Origin of the sequence: Streptomyces sp. NPDC052225 (genome assembly GCF_040679615.1) — a bacterium.
Lineage (GTDB): Bacteria > Actinomycetota > Actinomycetes > Streptomycetales > Streptomycetaceae > Streptomyces.
In genome coordinates, this window is sequence record NZ_JBFAVD010000015.1 from 35,639 (window position 1) to 50,297 (window position 14,659).

Genomic DNA, 14,659 nt, shown 5'->3' on the forward strand with positions numbered 1-14,659 from the left:
CTCCCGCGCCCGGCACGCTAGTTGGACGCCAGAACCGCGGGCCTGCGCGACGCGATGACCTTCTTCGCGAGCGACTTCGGGCTCGTGAGGAAGCCCCAGCCCCACGACATGTGCATCGTGGCGAGGGCGACGGGGATCTGGGCGCGTGCCTTGAGCGGCAGCCCCTTGCCCGCCGGGACGGAGCCCGCGACGATCGCCGCGAGGTAGCCGCCGGGGATCACGAAGCCCCACGGGGTGAGGGCCGCGCCGGCCACGAGGCCCGCGGCGATGCCGAGGACGGCGGCCGGCGGGGCGAGGTAGCGCAGGTTGATGGAGCCCGCGTGGTAGCGCGCGACGACGTGGCGCCAGCGGCCGTAGTCCTTGTACTGCTTGGCGAGCGCCTTCACGGTCGGCCGCGGGCGGTACGAGACCTTCAGGTCGGGCGAGAACCAGATGAGGCCGCCGGCCTCGCGGATCCGGAAGTTCAGCTCCCAGTCCTGGGCGCGGATGAACTCCTCGTTGTACCCGCCCTGCTGCTCCAGCGCCTCGCGGCGGAAGACGCCGAGGTAGACCGTGAGGGCTTCCTGCGCCTCGCCGCCGGTGTGGAAGACCGCGTTGCCCACGCCGATCTTCGACGTCATGGCGGCGGCGACGGCCTGCTCCCAGGCGTTCGTCCCCTCGGCGTGCATGATCCCGCCGACGTTCATCGCGCCGGTCTCGTCCAGGAGCCGTACCGCGGTCGCGATGTAGCCGGCGGAGAGCGCGGCGTGCCCGTCGACACGGACGACGACCGGGTGGCGGGAGGCCTTGATCGCGGCGTTCAGGGCGGCGGGCGTACGGCCGGTCGGGTTCGGGACCGTGTGGACGCTGGGGTGCTCGGCGACGAGCTGCGCGGCGATCTCGTCCGTACGGTCGCTGGACGGGCCGAGCGCGAGCACGACCTCCATCTCGCCGTCGTACTCCTGCGCCAGGATCGCTTCCACGGCCTCGCGCAGGTGCCGCTCCTCATTGAGGATGGGCATGATCACGGAGACGGCGGGCAGCGGCTCGGCGGTGTTGGCGTTGGCGTTCATCGGTGGTCACGTTACCGCTAATGGGGGACACCAGCGCGCCCCGCCCGGGTCGCTACCGCGGGCAGGAGATCGTATCGGCCTACGGTGCCAGGGCCTGTCCCACGCCCGCCGCCGCGGAGGTGTCCCCCTCGTGTCCACGCCGCCCCGCTCCCCTGCCCGTCCCCCTCGTCCGAGCCGTCCCCAGGAGCCGGGGCAGGGCCGCCGCCCGGCGGGTCCGCCGCGCAGGAAGAAGCCCCGGTGGGCCATGCGGGTCGCGACCACGTTCTCCGTCACGGTCCTCGCCGCGGCCGGGATCGGGCACGCGCTCGTCACGGGGCTCGACACCGGCATCGACCGGATCGACCCCTTCAAGGACATGAAGAACCGTCCCGCCGCCGGGCACGGCATGAACGTGCTGCTCGTCGGCACCGACGGCCGCGACAAGATCTCCGCCGAGGAGAAGAAGAAGTACCGGCTCGGCGGCGCCCCCTGCCACTGCACGGACACGATCATGATCGTGCACATCTCGGACGACCACGAGCGCGCGTCCGTCGTCTCCCTGCCCCGCGACTCGTACGCGATGATGCCGCCGCACACCGACCAGAACAGCGGCGAGAAGCACCACGAGCACCCCGTGAAGATCAACGCGGCGTACGCGGAGGGCGGCCCGCAGCTGACCGTCCGTACCGTCGAGAACATGACGCACGTGAAGATCGACCACTATCTGGAGGTCGACTTCACCAGCTTCATGAAGACGGTCGACGTGCTCGGCGGCGTCGAGGTCTGCACGGCCCGCCCGCTCAAGGACCCCAACACCGGCCTCGACCTGTCCGTGGGCACGCACCAGTTGGACGGCGGGCAGGCGCTTCAGTACGTACGGGCGCGGCACGTCGACGGCGCCGGCGACCTGGGCCGGATGCAGCGCCAGCAGCGGTTCATGGCGTCCCTGATCGCGAAGACGACGTCGTCGGGGGTGCTCCTCAACCCGGTCAGGTTCCGCGACGTCGCCCGTACGCTGCTCAGCTCGGTCCGTGCCGACAAGGGGTTCGGGACGGACGAGATGGTCGACCTGGCGCGCGCCATGCGCAGTTTCACGCCGTCCTCGTCGGAGTTCACGACCGTGCCGATCGGGGACATCAGCTTCCCGGTCAAGGGCATCGGGTCGACCGTGAAGTGGGACCCGAAGAAGTCCGAGAAGCTCTTCCGGGCGCTGCGCGACGACAAGCCGCTCGCCGCGCACCGCCCGAGGAAGAAGGCGACCGTCGTCGGGGTCTCACCGCAGCAGATCCGGGTCCAGGTGCAGAACGGGACGATGACGGCGGGGCTCGGGAAGAAGGTCGACTCGGCGCTGCGGAAGACCGGCTTCCGTACGACGGGGGCGCCGGTCAACGCGGAGCGGCGTAGCGCCGGGCGGACGGTGGTTCTTTATGACCCGCGCTGGGATCGGTCGGCCAAGTCGCTGGTCACGGCGTTGCCCGGGGCTCAGCTGAAGGCGGTGAAGGGGCAGGGGGCTGTGCTCAAGGTCGTTGCCGGGGCGGACTTCAAGGGGGTTCGGGCGGTGCGGGCCGAGGATGCGTATCAGGGGGAGTTCGGGGCCGTTACTGGGGACCAGGTCGTGTGTCCCTGAGATGTAGCTGAGGTCGCGGGGCTCTGCCCCGGACCCCGCTCCTCAATCGCCGGAGGGGCTTGATTTGGGCTGCGATTGCGCCCTCAGTTCCTTGATCGCGCGGCGGCGGGCCAGGCGGTGCTGGCGGCGGATCTGGGCCTCCTGGTAGCGGCGGCGGTCGCGGTCCGTTTCCGGGAGGACCGGGGGGACGGTGCGGGGCTTGCCGTCCGCGTCGACCGCGGCGAAGACCAGGTAGGCGGAGCCGACCTGCTGGGCGGGGGTCGACTCGTTCCAGCGCTCGGCCAGGACCCGGACACCGACCTCCATCGAGGTGCGGCCCGTCCAGTTGACCTGGGCTTTTACGTGGACGAGGTCGCCGACGCGGACCGGCTCCAGGAACGCCATCTCGTCCATGGACGCGGTGACCGCGGGTCCGCCCGAGTGCCGGCCTGCCACGGCGCCCGCCGCGTCGTCCACCAGTTTCATGATCACGCCGCCGTGCACCGTACCCAGGAGGTTGGTGTCGTTGTGCGTCATGATGTGCGACAACGTCGTGCGGGAAGCGGAAGTCGGCTTGCCCGGAATATCTGATTCCGTGCCGTGGGCCTGGTCTGTCATGGCACCCACCATATGCGCGGCGCGATTGTGTCAGCTCTGCAACAGCCCTGGCCCGATTTCCCACCTGCCCTTGTAAGGCACACAGCCGAGCACGGCACACTGGCTCAATGAGCGATTGGCCCGAGGGGCGGAGCGACAGGCAGGGCGGCGTCGGCCGCGGCGGCTACGGCCGTGGCAGCGCGAGCGCACGCCCCGAAGGTGCCCGTGTCATGCCGCACGTGCAGCGCCCCGTCCCGCAGCAGCAGCCGCCGTCCTCGTACGACGACGCGTACGACGACCTGTACCGCCGCGAGCCCGCGCAGCCGGGGTACGACAGCGGCTACAACACGGGCCAGGTCTACGGGCAGCCCGCCCGGGGCCAGGGGTCCGGCGGCGGTGACGACTTCGGGCCGCCGACCGGGCGTCCGGCGCGTACGCCGAACTGGCGCAAGCGCATCAAGTGGACCGCGATCACCGTGGTCTCGGTGCTCGTCGTGACGTCGATCGGCACGTACTTCTGGGCCGACTCCAAGCTCCACCGGGACGTCGACCTGTCCAAGGTCATCGACCGGCCCGAGGCGGGCGACGGCACGAACTACCTGATCGTCGGCACCGACAGCCGCGAGGGCATGTCCGACGCCCAGAAGAAGGAGCTGCACACCGGCTCCGCCAAGGGCAAGCGCACGGACACGATGATGATCCTGCACGTCGGGGACAACGGCGACACGCTCGTCTCCCTGCCGCGCGACTCGAACGTGACGATCCCCACGTACAAGGGCGCCGAGTCCGGCAAGACGTACCCGGGCACCGGCCGCCAGACGAAGCTGAACGCCACGTACGCGGAGGACGGCCCGACGCTGCTCGTGCGCACCGTCGAGTCCAACACCGGGCTGCACATCGACCACTACGCGGAGATCGGCTTCGGCGGCTTCGCGAGCATCGTGGACGCGGTCGGCGGCGTCGAGATGAACCTGAAGGACGGCTTCAAGGACAAGTGGTCCGGGGCCGACTTCAAGGCGGGCAAGCAGACGCTCAACGGGCAGCAGGCGCTCGCCTTCGTCCGTACGCGCCACGCCTTCGCCGCGTCCGACCTTCAGCGCACCAAGAACCAGCAGGCGTTCCTCGCGGCGCTCGCCCACAAGGTGGCGTCCCCGACGACCGTCATGAACCCGTTCAAGCTCTACCCGACGCTCGGCGCGGGCCTGGACTCGCTCGTCGTCGACAAGGACATGAGCCTGTGGGACCTCGGCTCGATGTTCCTCGCGATGAAGTCGGTCTCCGGCGGTGACGGCAAGTCCATGAACATGCCGACGGCCGGCTCGGTCGGCGGCAACCTGCTCTGGGACAAGACGAAGGTCAAGCAGCTCGTCGAGCAGTTCAACAACGACGAGAAGGTCACGGTCACCAGCGACTGACGGAAGGCTCCGGCGATGACCACCGCACTCGTGCTCGGCGCCGCCGGTGGCATCGGCCGCGCCGTCGTGGAGCGGCTGGCCTCTGACGGTGTCGGCGTCGTCGCCGTGGACCTGAAACCGGGGGTGCGCCAACTCCCGGGCGTGGCCGCGGCGTTGGAAGGCGACGCCACCGAACCAGCCGTGCTCGCCCGGGCTTTCGACGCGGCGCCCGAGACACCGTCGGTCCTCGTGCACGCGCTGCTGTGGGAACTGCGTTCACCGCTGGGCGAGTTGACGCCGCATCAGTGGCACCGGGTGCTCGACGTGGGGCTCGTGTCCGCCTGGCAGGCCGCCACGGAGCTCGTACGGCGCAAGGGCGACGGGCCCGCCTCGATCGTTTTCGTCGGCTCGGTGCACGCGCGCGGGGCCGCGCCGGGATGTGGCGCGTACGCCGTGGCGAAGGCCGGGCTCGGGGCGCTGGCGCGGGCGGCGGCCGCCGAGTGGGGGCCGCTCGGGGTGCGGACGAACGTCGTCGAGCCCGGGTTCGTCGCCATCGAGCGCAACGCCCACCGGTGGCGGGACCCCGCCGAACGCGCCCGCGTCCGGGCCGCGTACCCGCTGGACCGGATCTGCACCCCGCGGGAGATCGCCGAGGTCGTCGCCTTCCTGGCCGGGCCTTCGTCCTCGTACGTCAACGGGGTCTGCCTGCCGGTCGACGGCGGGTCGCTCGCGGTGCTGCCCGAGGTGCATGTGCCGGAGGCCGGTAAAGGGGATGCGGGCGAGCCGCGGCGCTGACACGCTGCGCCGATGCAGCGAGAAGAGATGTCCCGTATCGCCCACTCCGGTCACCCGATCAAGGCGCCGCTCGGCGACGACTCCGTACGCGACCTGCTGCGGCACGCGCTGCCGCGCGGTGACGAGCGCGTCCTCGACCTCGGGTGCGGCAGCGCCGAGTGGCTGCTGCGCGCCTTGGAGACGCATCCGGGGGTGCGCGCCGAGGGCGTGGACATTTCGGCGGACGCGCTGGCGCAGGCGAGGTCCGCGGCGAAGGGGCGCGCGGTGGAGGGCCGGCTCACCCTGCACCAGCGGCCGGCGGCGGAGTTCGCGGCGGACGAGGCGTTCGACCTGGTGATCAGCGTCGGTGCGGCCCACGCGTTCGGCGGGCTGCTGCCGACCCTCGCGGCGGCCCGCGCGCATCTGGCGCCCGGCGGCCGGGTCCTGGTCGGCGACGGGTTCTGGGGGCAGGACCCCTCCCCCGAGGCGATCGACATGCTCGGGGATCTCGCGCCCCTGGCCGACACCGTGGAGCAGGTCACGGGCGACGGCTGGACGCCGGTCCACGGCCACATCAGTACGCGGCAGGAGCTGGACGCGTACGAGTGGGCGTGCTGGGGGTCGCTGGCGGGCTGGGCCCTGGACCGCCCGGAGCACCCGGACAGCGCCGAGGCGCTGGCGACGGCCGGGCTGCGCCGCACGGAATGGCTCCGGACGTACCGGGACTGCTTCGGCTTCGTCTGCCTGGTCCTGCGGTGAGCGGGACCAGGCGGACGAGGCGCGGGGTCACGGCAGGTTGCGCGCCATGACGATGCGCTGGACCTGGTTCGTGCCCTCGTAGATCTGCGTGATCTTGGCGTCGCGCATCATGCGCTCGACCGGGTAGTCGCGGGTGTAGCCGTAGCCGCCGAGGAGCTGGACGGCGTCCGTCGTGACCTCCATCGCGACGTCCGAGGCGAAGCACTTGGCGGCGGCGCCCTGGAAGGTGAGGTCCTTGTCGCCGCGCTCGGAGGCGGCGGCCGCCGCGTACGTGAGCTGGCGGGCGGCGGCGATCTTCATCGCCATGTCGGCGAGCATGAACTGGATGCCCTGGAAGTCGGCGATGGCCTTGCCGAACTGCTTGCGCTCCTGGACGTAGCCCTTGGCGTAGTCGAGGGCGCCCTGCGCGACGCCGAGCGCCTGGGCGGCGATCGTGATGCGGGTGTGGTCGAGGGTCTTCATCGCGGTGGCGAAGCCGGTGCCCTCGGCGCCGATCATGCGGTCGGCGGGGATGCGGACGTTGTCGAGGTAGACCTCGCGGGTCGGCGAGCCCTTGATGCCGAGCTTCTTCTCGGGGGCGCCGAAGGAGACGCCCGGGTCGGACTTCTCGACGACGAAGGCGGAGATGCCCTTCGAGCGCTTCTCGGGGTCGGTGACCGCCATGACGGTGTAGTACTCGGAGACGCCCGCGTTCGTGATCCAGCGCTTCACGCCGTTGAGGACCCAGAAGTCGCCGTCGCGGACCGCGCGCGTCTTCATGCCGGCCGCGTCCGAACCGGCGTCCGGCTCGCTCAGGCAGTACGAGAACATCGCGTCGCCCTTGGCCAGCGGGCCGAGGTACTTCTTCTTCAGCTCCTCGGAGCCGGAGAGGATGACGGGCAGGGAGCCGAGCTTGTTCACGGCCGGGATGAGGGAGGACGAGACGCAGGCGCGGGCGACCTCCTCGATCACGATGACGGTGGCGAGCGCGTCGGCGCCGGCGCCGCCGTACTCCTCCGGCACGTGCACCGCGGCGAGCTCGGCGGCGACGAGCGCGTCGAGGGCCTCCTGCGGGAAGCGGGCGTCCTCGTCGACCGCCGCGGCGTGCGGGGCGATCTTCGCGTCGGCCAGCGCACGCACGGTCTCCCGGAGCAGATCGTGCTCCTCGGACGGGCGGTACAGGTCGAACTCCGGGGTGGAAGCCGATCCGGCCAAGGTGTCTCACGCTCCAAGCGATGCTAATTACCGTTAAGTAACCCGAATTTTAGGTGTCTGCTCACCCAGGGGATACGTGAGCTACGCGACAGAGGGAAAGTTGCCCGGTGAGAGGCGCGGTGAAGCCCCGACTATGCTCGGGCAGCGCACGCAGCACCCACACCTCTGGAGCCCCGCTATGGCCCTCAAGATCACCGTGATCGGCACCGGCTACCTCGGCGCCACGCACGCCGCGGCCATGGCCGAGCTCGGCTTCGAGGTGCTCGGTCTGGACGTCGTCCCCGAGAAGATCGAGATGCTCACGCGGGGCGAGGTCCCCATGTACGAGCCCGGTCTGGAGGAGCTGCTGCGCAAGCACGTCGCCGGGATCGAGGGCTCGACCGGGCGGCTGCGCTTCACGATGGACTTCCAGGAGGTCGCGGAGTTCGGCGACGTCCACTTCGTGTGCGTGAACACCCCGCAGCGGCACGGCGAGTACGCGTGCGACATGAGTTACGTGGACGCCGCCTTCGGCTCCCTGGCGCCGCACCTGAAGCCGGGCGCGCTCGTCGTGGGCAAGTCGACGGTGCCGGTCGGCTCCGCGGCCCGGCTCGCCGCGCTGCTGCCCGAGGGCACGGAACTGGCGTGGAACCCGGAGTTCCTGCGCGAGGGCTTCGCCGTGGGCGACACGCTGCACCCGGACCGGATCGTGATCGGCGTGGGCAGCGAGCGGGCCGAGAAGCTGCTGCGGGACGTGTACGCGACCCCGCTCGCGGAGGGCTCGCCGCTCGTCGTGACGGACTTCCCGACGGCCGAGCTGGTCAAGACGGCCGCGAACTCCTTCCTGGCCACGAAGATCTCCTTCATCAACGCCATGGCCGAGGTCTGCGAGGCCGCCGGCGGCGACGTCGCCAAGCTGGCCGAGGCGATCGGCTACGACGACCGCATCGGGCACAAGTTCCTGCGGGCCGGGATCGGCTTCGGCGGCGGCTGCCTGCCGAAGGACATCCGGGCGTTCATGGCGCGCGCCGGCGAGCTGGGCGCGGACCAGGCGCTGACGTTCCTGCGCGAGATCGACTCCGTGAACATGCGGCGGCGCGGGGCGATGGTCGAGATGGCGCGCGAGGCGCTCGGCGGGGGTGCTTTTCTCGGCAAGCGGGTCGCCGTGCTCGGCGCCACCTTCAAGCCGGACTCCGACGACGTACGGGACTCGCCCGCGCTGAACGTCGCCGGGCAGATCCACCTCCAGGGCGGCCAGGTCACGGTCTACGACCCGAAGGGCATGGACAACGCGCGGCGCCTGTTCCCGACGCTCGGGTACGCCGACTCGGCGCTGGAGGCGGTGCGCGGCGCGGACGTCGTGCTGCACCTCACGGAGTGGCGGGAGTTCCGCGAGCTGGACCCGGCGGAGCTGGGCGCCGCCGCGACGCAGCGGGTGATCCTGGACGGCCGCAACGCGCTCGACCCGGCCGTCTGGCGCGAGGCCGGGTGGACGTACCGGGCCATGGGACGCCCGTCGGCCTGACCCCCCTTTCTTTTCGGGCTACTTCGCCCTGTAACGGCGCATTTTGGCCCGGGCCCCGCAGACCGCCATGTCGCACCAGCGACCGCGGCCTGCGGGGCTTCTGTCGTAGTAGGCCCAGTGACAGTCGGCGGCCTCGCAGGCCTTGAGACGGGACCAGGTGCCGGCGGCGCGGGCGTCGGCGATGGCGGCGGCCACACGGGAGGCGAGCGGGGCGTCGTCCACGGGGACGAGGGTCGCGGAGCCGTCCCGGTCGTCGACGGCCACCCGTAGCGGCGCGTCGGCGAGGAGGTCGCCGAGCGGGGTCACCGCGCGGTGCGGCGGGTGGCCGGCGTGGGCCAGGCAGACCGCGCGGAGCGACTCGCGCAGGGCGCGGGCGTCGTCCAGGCCGGACTTCGTGACGCCGAAGCGCTCGCGGACCTCGGCGCTGTCCAGCGCGTCCTCGCCGGTCGTGATGTCGAGCAGCGTGTTCACCAGGGCCTCGATCAGGGCCAGGCCGCCGGGTGCGGGCTCGCGTGCGTTCATGGTTGCGACGTTACCGCTTGTGCGGGACCATGCGGTAACGCCGTTGTTACCCGTAGACCCCGTATAGGGGTAACCCCGAGGAGGAGTCATGGCCATCGCGAAACTGGGCGTCGTCGTCCTGGACTGTCCCGAGCCGCGCACACTCGCCGAGTTCTACGGGGCGGTGCTCGACGGCCGCGTCACCGGGGACGACGGGGACTGGGTGGACCTGGAGGTGCCGGGGGCCCGGCCGCTGGCGTTCCAGAAGGCCCCCGGGTTCCGGGCGCCGGCCTGGCCCGCCGCCGAGCGGGACTCTCAGCAGTTCCATCTCGACCTGACGGTGGAGGACCTGGACGCCGCGGAGAAGGAGGTCCTGGCGCTCGGGGCGACCGTGCTCGACGCGGAGGACCGGTCGCGGACGTGGCGGGTTTACGCCGATCCGGCGGGGCACCCGTTCTGCCTCTGCGCCTGCTGAACCGAAGCGGGCGAACAGGAAGTGGAGTGACCCGTCATGGCCTTCGCGAGGATCTGCACCGTCGCCGTGGACTGCCCCGACCCGGCCGCCCTGGCCGAGTTCTACGCGGGCATGCTCGGCGGCCGGATCGAGAACTTCCAGGGCAGGGGTGACTGGTACGACCTGTACACGCCGGGCGGGCGGATGTCGTTCCAGCGCGTCCCGGACCACAAGCCGCCGCAGTGGCCTGCCGCCGACCACGACTCGCAGCAGCTCCACCTGGACCTCGACGTCGACGACATGGAGACGGCCGAGAAGCAGGTGCTCGCGCTGGGCGCGCGCCCGCTGGACCTGGACGACGAGGGCGGCGCCCGCGACTTCCGGGTCTACGCGGACCCGGCCGGCCACCCCTTCTGTCTGATCAGGCCCAACGCCTAGGGCCTGTCCCGGTCGGGGGTCGCCGTCGACGGGCCGCGGCGCTGCCGGGCGGCGCGGGCCGTGAACTCGGCGCCGCGCAGGGCCCGTTGGACGTTCCCCCAGGTGAGCAGGGCGATGTCCGCCTCGGGCCAGCCGCGGTCCAGGAGTTCGGAGATGAGTGCCGGGTAGCCGGAGGCGTCGGCGAGGCCCTCGGGGTGCGGGTCGCCGGTGTCGTACATCCCGGAGAGGCCGACCGACTCGGGGCCCGCGACCCGGCGTACGTGGTCGAGATGGTCGGCCACGTCGCGCAGCGCGAGCCCGGTGCGGGCGACCGAGCAGGGCACGAGGCACAGGCCCTTGCCCGCGCCGAGGGCGGCGAGCAGGTCGTCGCCGACGTTGTCCGGGTGGCTGTTGAGGGCGTGGGCGCCGGAGCGGGTGAGGACGGCCGGGGCCTTGGAGACGGCGAGGGCGCGGACGGCGGTCGCCGGGGACGCGCCCGTGAGGTCGACGAGCATGCCGAGCCGGTTCATCTCCCGTACGACCTCTTCGCCGAACCGGCTCAGGCCGGCGTCGGACGCCCATGCGGTGCCGCTGAGGGTGAGGGCGCGCAGGCCCAGGGCGTGCAGGGCGCGCAGCGTGCCGAGGGAGTCGCCGATCGCGGTGGCCGGGGCGGGGCCGATGACGACGGCGACGCGGCCGTGCGCGCGGGCGTCGGCGGTCTCGGACGCGGAGCGGGCCAGGCGCAGGCCGTCCGGGTAGCGGGCGACGACGTTGTTGACGAGGTCGATCTGTTCCAGGGCCGTGGTGACCGGGTGCTCGGGGTCGACGTGCAGCGCCCAGAGCAGGGCCCCGGTGCTGCCGGCGCGCAGCCGGGGCAGGTCGGTCTCGACGGCGCTCTCACCGAGTTCGAGGTCGTGCCACGGCAGGGTCCGCAGCGTCTCCGGCAGGCCGCAGTAGCCGTCCGCGACCGGGTGCCGGGCGAGCAGGTCGCGGGCGGCGGCCGGGTCGGGTGCGCCCGGGGGTACGTCGACGGCCTGTGCCGGGGTGTCGACTACGCCCGCTTCGGCGGGGGCGTGCAGTTCGTCCTGTAGGTCGGCCATGGCAAGGCTCCGGACGTCGGTGGGGCGGCGTTCGGACCACCGTCCCACGGGCTGCGCCGGGCTTCTCGGTGGGCGGGGCGTTCGGGGGTACGAGGTGGGGTGTTTCGTCGTCGGGTGCGGGTGAGTGGGGGCTGGTCGCGCAGTTCCCCGCGCCCCTGAAGGCGAGCGGCTTCGCCGCTCAGCCTTCATCGGGGAGATGCCGCACCGAAGGTGCGCATCTCAGGGGCGCGGGGAACTGCGCGACCAGCCACGACGAAAGCCGCAGCCGCGTCACCCGTCCAACTGCCCCAACGTCGCGTTCGACGGCCCGCGCCGCCCCTGAAGATCCCGGGCCACGGATTCCGCGTCCCCAAGGACCCGCACCGCATTGCCCCACGTCAGCTTCGCCAGATCCTCGCGGGACCAGGAGCGGTCGAGGAGCTCCGCGATCAGGTTCGGGTAACCGGAGACGTCGCCGAGGCCCTCCGGCAGGAACGCCGTGCCGTCGTAGTCGCCGCCGATGCCGATGTGGTCGACGCCCGCCACCTCGCGCATGTGGTCGAGGTGGTCGGCGACCGTGGAGACCGTCGCGACCGGGCGCGGGTGCGCGTCCTCGAAGGCGCGGTGCAGCTTCATCGCCTCGGGGGACGTGTCGAGGTGGTGGAAGCCGTGCGCGCGCAGGTTCTCGTCGGCGGCCGCCGTCCAGTCGACCGCCGCCTGGAGGACGAACTTCGGGACGAAGGTGGCCATGGCCACTCCCCCGTTCCCGGGCAGCCGTTCCAGGACGTCGTCCGGGATGTTGCGCGGGTGGTCGCACACCGCCCGCGCGGACGAGTGCGAGAAGATCACCGGCGCCTCGGTGACGTCGAGGGCCGCGCGCATCGTCGTGGCGGCGACGTGCGACAGGTCGACGAGCATGCCCTCGCGGTTCATCTCGCGTACGACCTCGCGGCCGAAGGCGGAGAGGCCGCCGACGCCGGGCTCGTCGGTCGCCGAGTCCGCCCACGCGATGTTGTCGTTGTGCGTGAGCGTCATGTAGCGCACGCCCAGCGCGTACAACGCCCGTAGCGTGGCGAGGGAGTTGTTGATGGAGTGGCCGCCCTCGGCGCCCTTCAGCGACGCGATACGGCCTTCGCGGCGCGCCGCTTCCATGTCGGCCGCCGTCCGCGCCTCGCGCAGGTCACCGGCGTACCGCGCGATCAACTGGTCGACGCAGTCGATCTGTTCGAGCGTGGCGCTGACCGCCGCGTCACCCGTCAGATCCGTACGGACGTACACGGACCAGAACTGCGCGCCCACGCCTCCGGCCCGCAACCGCCGCAGGTCCGTGTGGAGATGGGCGCTCTGGTCGGCGGCGATGTCGCGCGCGTCGATGTCGTACGTGACCTGCTCGCGCAGCGCCCACGGCAGGTCGTTGTGCCCGTCGACGACGGGGAACTCGGCGAGGAGTTCGCGGGCCTGTGCCACCCGGTCCTGCACGCCGCTCACTTCCCCGAACCCGAGCCGGTCCCGAAGCCGAAGCCGCCGCCCGCGCCCTCGACCTTGGCGCGCAGCCGCTTGCCCTTCTCGGTGGCCTGGTCGTTCAGGTCCTGCTGGAACTCCCGCATACGGCCGAGGAGTTCCTCGTCGTGGGCGGCGAGCATGCGGGCCGCGAGCAGACCGGCGTTGCGCGCGCCGCCGACGGAGACCGTGGCGACCGGGACACCGGCCGGCATCTGCACGATGGAGAGCAGCGAGTCCATGCCGTCGAGGTACTTCAGCGGCACGGGGACGCCGATGACCGGCAGCGGCGTCACGGACGCGAGCATGCCGGGCAGGTGGGCGGCGCCGCCCGCGCCGGCGATGATCGCCTTGAGCCCGCGCTCGGCGGCCTGCTCCCCGTACGCGATCATCTCGTGCGGCATCCGGTGCGCGGAGACGACGTCGACCTCGTACGGGATCTCGAACTCGTCGAGGGCCTTCGCCGCGGCCTCCATGACGGGCCAGTCGGAGTCCGACCCCATGACGATTCCAACCACAGGACTCATTCGGTGATCGTGCCTCTCAGGTACCCGGCGGCGTGCCGGGCGCGGTCCAGGACCTCGTCCAGATCGTCACCGTAGGTGTTCACGTGACCGACCTTGCGGCCGGGCTTCACGTCCTTGCCGTACATGTGGATCTTGAGCTGCGGGTCGCGGGCCATGCAGTGCAGGTACGCGCTGTACATGTCCGGGAAGTCGCCGCCCAGGACATTGCACATCACGGTCCACGGGGCGCGCGGGCGGGGGTCGCCGAGCGGCAGGTCGAGGACGGCGCGGACGTGATTGGCGAACTGGGACGTGATCGCCCCGTCCTGCGTCCAGTGGCCGGAGTTGTGGGGGCGCATCGCCAGTTCGTTGACGAGGATGCGGCCGTCGCGGGTCTCGAACAGCTCGACGGCGAGGTGGCCGACGACGCCGAGTTCCTTGGCGACGCGCAGCGCCAGCTCCTGGGCCTCGCCCGCGAGCGTCTCGTCGAGGTCGGGCGCGGGCGCGATCACCGTGTCGCAGACGCCGTCGACCTGCTGGGACTCGACGACGGGGTACGCGACCGCCTGGCCGTGCGGGGAGCGCACGACGTTGGCCGCCAGCTCCCGTACGAAGTCGACCTTCTCCTCGGCGAGGACCGCCACACCGGCCTTGAACGGCTCAGCTGTGTTTGCGAGGTCTTCCTCGGAGCGCACGAACCACACGCCCTTGCCGTCGTAGCCACCGCGCACGGTCTTGAGGATGACGGGAAACCCGTCGCCCTCGGCCGCGAAGGCCGCCACGTCCGCCGCATCGCTCACGATGCGGTGGCGCGGGCACGGCACGCCGAGCGACGTGAGCTTCGCGCGCATCTCGCCCTTGTCCTGGGCGTAGAGCAGAGCGTCGGGGCCGGGGCGCACGGGGATGCCGTCCGCCTCCAGGGCCCGCAGGTGCTCGGTCGGCACGTGCTCGTGATCGAAGGTGATCACGTCACAGCCGCGCGCGAACTCACGCAGCGTCTCGAGGTCGCGATAGTCGCCCACGACGACATCGCCGACGACCTGCGCCGCGGAATCCTGAGGAGTGTCACTGAGGAGCTTGAACCTGATGCCGAGCGGGATGCCTGCCTCGTGTGTCATACGAGCGAGCTGGCCACCGCCGACCATGCCGACTACCGGGAACGTCACTCCCTCAGGGTATCGGCCAATTGACCGGTTCCCGCACGGGCCTCTTCTCGTACGAAAGTCCATACGGCCCATCCGGCCGGTCCGCGCACAGGCGCCGCAGAGGAGCCCTGGTTAGCATGGCTGGGTCGGTCGCTCCGCGGATGCGGGAGCGGACCGGCTGACCATACGACGGGGACG

15 protein-coding genes are annotated in these 14,659 nt (G+C 71.6%); 7 read left to right on the forward strand and 8 right to left on the reverse strand.

The genetic code is table 11. The features are described 5' to 3' along the window. Nucleotides 1-17 precede the first annotated feature (17 nt). On the reverse strand, nt 18-1,052 hold the full coding sequence (locus AB0L37_RS22025; RefSeq protein WP_365507894.1) for a glycosyltransferase family 2 protein: 1,035 nt from the start codon (nt 1,050-1,052) through the stop codon (nt 18-20). A 244-nt stretch (nt 1,053-1,296) separates the two neighbouring features. On the opposite strand from AB0L37_RS22025, the gene AB0L37_RS22030 reads away from it, so the two are divergent. Further along, nucleotides 1,297-2,658: an LCP family protein gene (locus AB0L37_RS22030; RefSeq protein ID WP_365507897.1), complete on the forward strand. Its 1,362-nt coding sequence runs from the start codon at nt 1,297-1,299 to the stop codon at nt 2,656-2,658. Between the two features lie 42 nt (nt 2,659-2,700). On the opposite strand, the gene AB0L37_RS22035 is transcribed toward AB0L37_RS22030, so the two are convergent. Next, a complete protein-coding gene (locus AB0L37_RS22035) occupies nt 2,701-3,255 on the reverse strand; it encodes an acyl-CoA thioesterase (RefSeq protein WP_365507900.1) in 555 nt (184 codons plus the stop codon). Between the two features lie 107 nt (nt 3,256-3,362). On the opposite strand from AB0L37_RS22035, the gene AB0L37_RS22040 reads away from it, so the two are divergent. Genes AB0L37_RS22040 through AB0L37_RS22050 form a run of 3 tightly spaced genes read left to right on the forward strand, consistent with a single transcriptional unit; the run spans nt 3,363 to nt 6,161 of the window. Continuing rightward, a complete protein-coding gene (locus AB0L37_RS22040; protein ID WP_365507902.1) occupies nt 3,363-4,649 on the forward strand; it encodes an LCP family protein in 1,287 nt (428 codons plus the stop codon). A 15-nt stretch (nt 4,650-4,664) separates the two neighbouring features. Then, complete coding sequence (locus AB0L37_RS22045) at nt 4,665-5,423, forward strand: SDR family oxidoreductase (RefSeq protein ID WP_365507904.1); 759 nt, start codon at nt 4,665-4,667, stop codon at nt 5,421-5,423. A gap of 12 nt (nt 5,424-5,435) precedes the next feature. Continuing rightward, nucleotides 5,436-6,161, forward strand: coding sequence for a class I SAM-dependent methyltransferase (locus tag AB0L37_RS22050; RefSeq protein ID WP_365507906.1), 726 nt, complete (start codon nt 5,436-5,438; stop codon nt 6,159-6,161). Between the two features lie 27 nt (nt 6,162-6,188). Here the strand turns inward: AB0L37_RS22050 and AB0L37_RS22055 are convergent, their stop codons facing one another. Next, the gene (locus tag AB0L37_RS22055) at nt 6,189-7,355 is read right to left on the reverse strand and encodes an acyl-CoA dehydrogenase family protein (protein WP_365507908.1); all 1,167 of its coding nucleotides are present in this window, start codon (nt 7,353-7,355) and stop codon (nt 6,189-6,191) included. 178 nt (nt 7,356-7,533) lie between these two features. Between AB0L37_RS22055 and AB0L37_RS22060 the strand changes: the two genes are divergently transcribed. Beyond that, nucleotides 7,534-8,859, forward strand: coding sequence for a UDP-glucose/GDP-mannose dehydrogenase family protein (locus tag AB0L37_RS22060; RefSeq protein WP_365507911.1), 1,326 nt, complete (start codon nt 7,534-7,536; stop codon nt 8,857-8,859). A gap of 18 nt (nt 8,860-8,877) precedes the next feature. Here the strand turns inward: AB0L37_RS22060 and AB0L37_RS22065 are convergent, their stop codons facing one another. Further along, nucleotides 8,878-9,381: a CGNR zinc finger domain-containing protein gene (locus AB0L37_RS22065; protein WP_365507914.1), complete on the reverse strand. Its 504-nt coding sequence runs from the start codon at nt 9,379-9,381 to the stop codon at nt 8,878-8,880. Between the two features lie 88 nt (nt 9,382-9,469). Between AB0L37_RS22065 and AB0L37_RS22070 the strand changes: the two genes are divergently transcribed. Next, nucleotides 9,470-9,835 (forward strand): VOC family protein, encoded by a 366-nt coding sequence (locus AB0L37_RS22070; RefSeq protein WP_365507917.1) that lies wholly within the window; start codon nt 9,470-9,472, stop codon nt 9,833-9,835. A gap of 36 nt (nt 9,836-9,871) precedes the next feature. After that, nucleotides 9,872-10,252, forward strand: coding sequence for a VOC family protein (locus AB0L37_RS22075; RefSeq protein ID WP_365507920.1), 381 nt, complete (start codon nt 9,872-9,874; stop codon nt 10,250-10,252). On the opposite strand, the gene AB0L37_RS22080 is transcribed toward AB0L37_RS22075, so the two are convergent. The 4 genes from AB0L37_RS22080 to AB0L37_RS22095 all read right to left on the reverse strand — a co-directional run bounded on the left by AB0L37_RS22080 (nt 10,249) and on the right by AB0L37_RS22095 (nt 14,554). Next, nucleotides 10,249-11,331: a dipeptidase gene (locus tag AB0L37_RS22080; protein WP_365507923.1), complete on the reverse strand. Its 1,083-nt coding sequence runs from the start codon at nt 11,329-11,331 to the stop codon at nt 10,249-10,251. The two genes, AB0L37_RS22075 and AB0L37_RS22080, sit on opposite strands and share 4 nt — an antisense overlap. A gap of 270 nt (nt 11,332-11,601) precedes the next feature. After that, on the reverse strand, nt 11,602-12,789 hold the full coding sequence (locus AB0L37_RS22085; protein WP_365508283.1) for a dipeptidase: 1,188 nt from the start codon (nt 12,787-12,789) through the stop codon (nt 11,602-11,604). A 5-nt stretch (nt 12,790-12,794) separates the two neighbouring features. Beyond that, nucleotides 12,795-13,337: a 5-(carboxyamino)imidazole ribonucleotide mutase gene (purE, locus tag AB0L37_RS22090; protein WP_365507926.1), complete on the reverse strand. Its 543-nt coding sequence runs from the start codon at nt 13,335-13,337 to the stop codon at nt 12,795-12,797. Continuing rightward, complete coding sequence (locus AB0L37_RS22095; protein WP_365507928.1) at nt 13,334-14,554, reverse strand: 5-(carboxyamino)imidazole ribonucleotide synthase; 1,221 nt, start codon at nt 14,552-14,554, stop codon at nt 13,334-13,336. Before AB0L37_RS22095 ends, purE begins: the two co-directional genes overlap by 4 nt. Nucleotides 14,555-14,659: the final 105 nt, after the last annotated feature.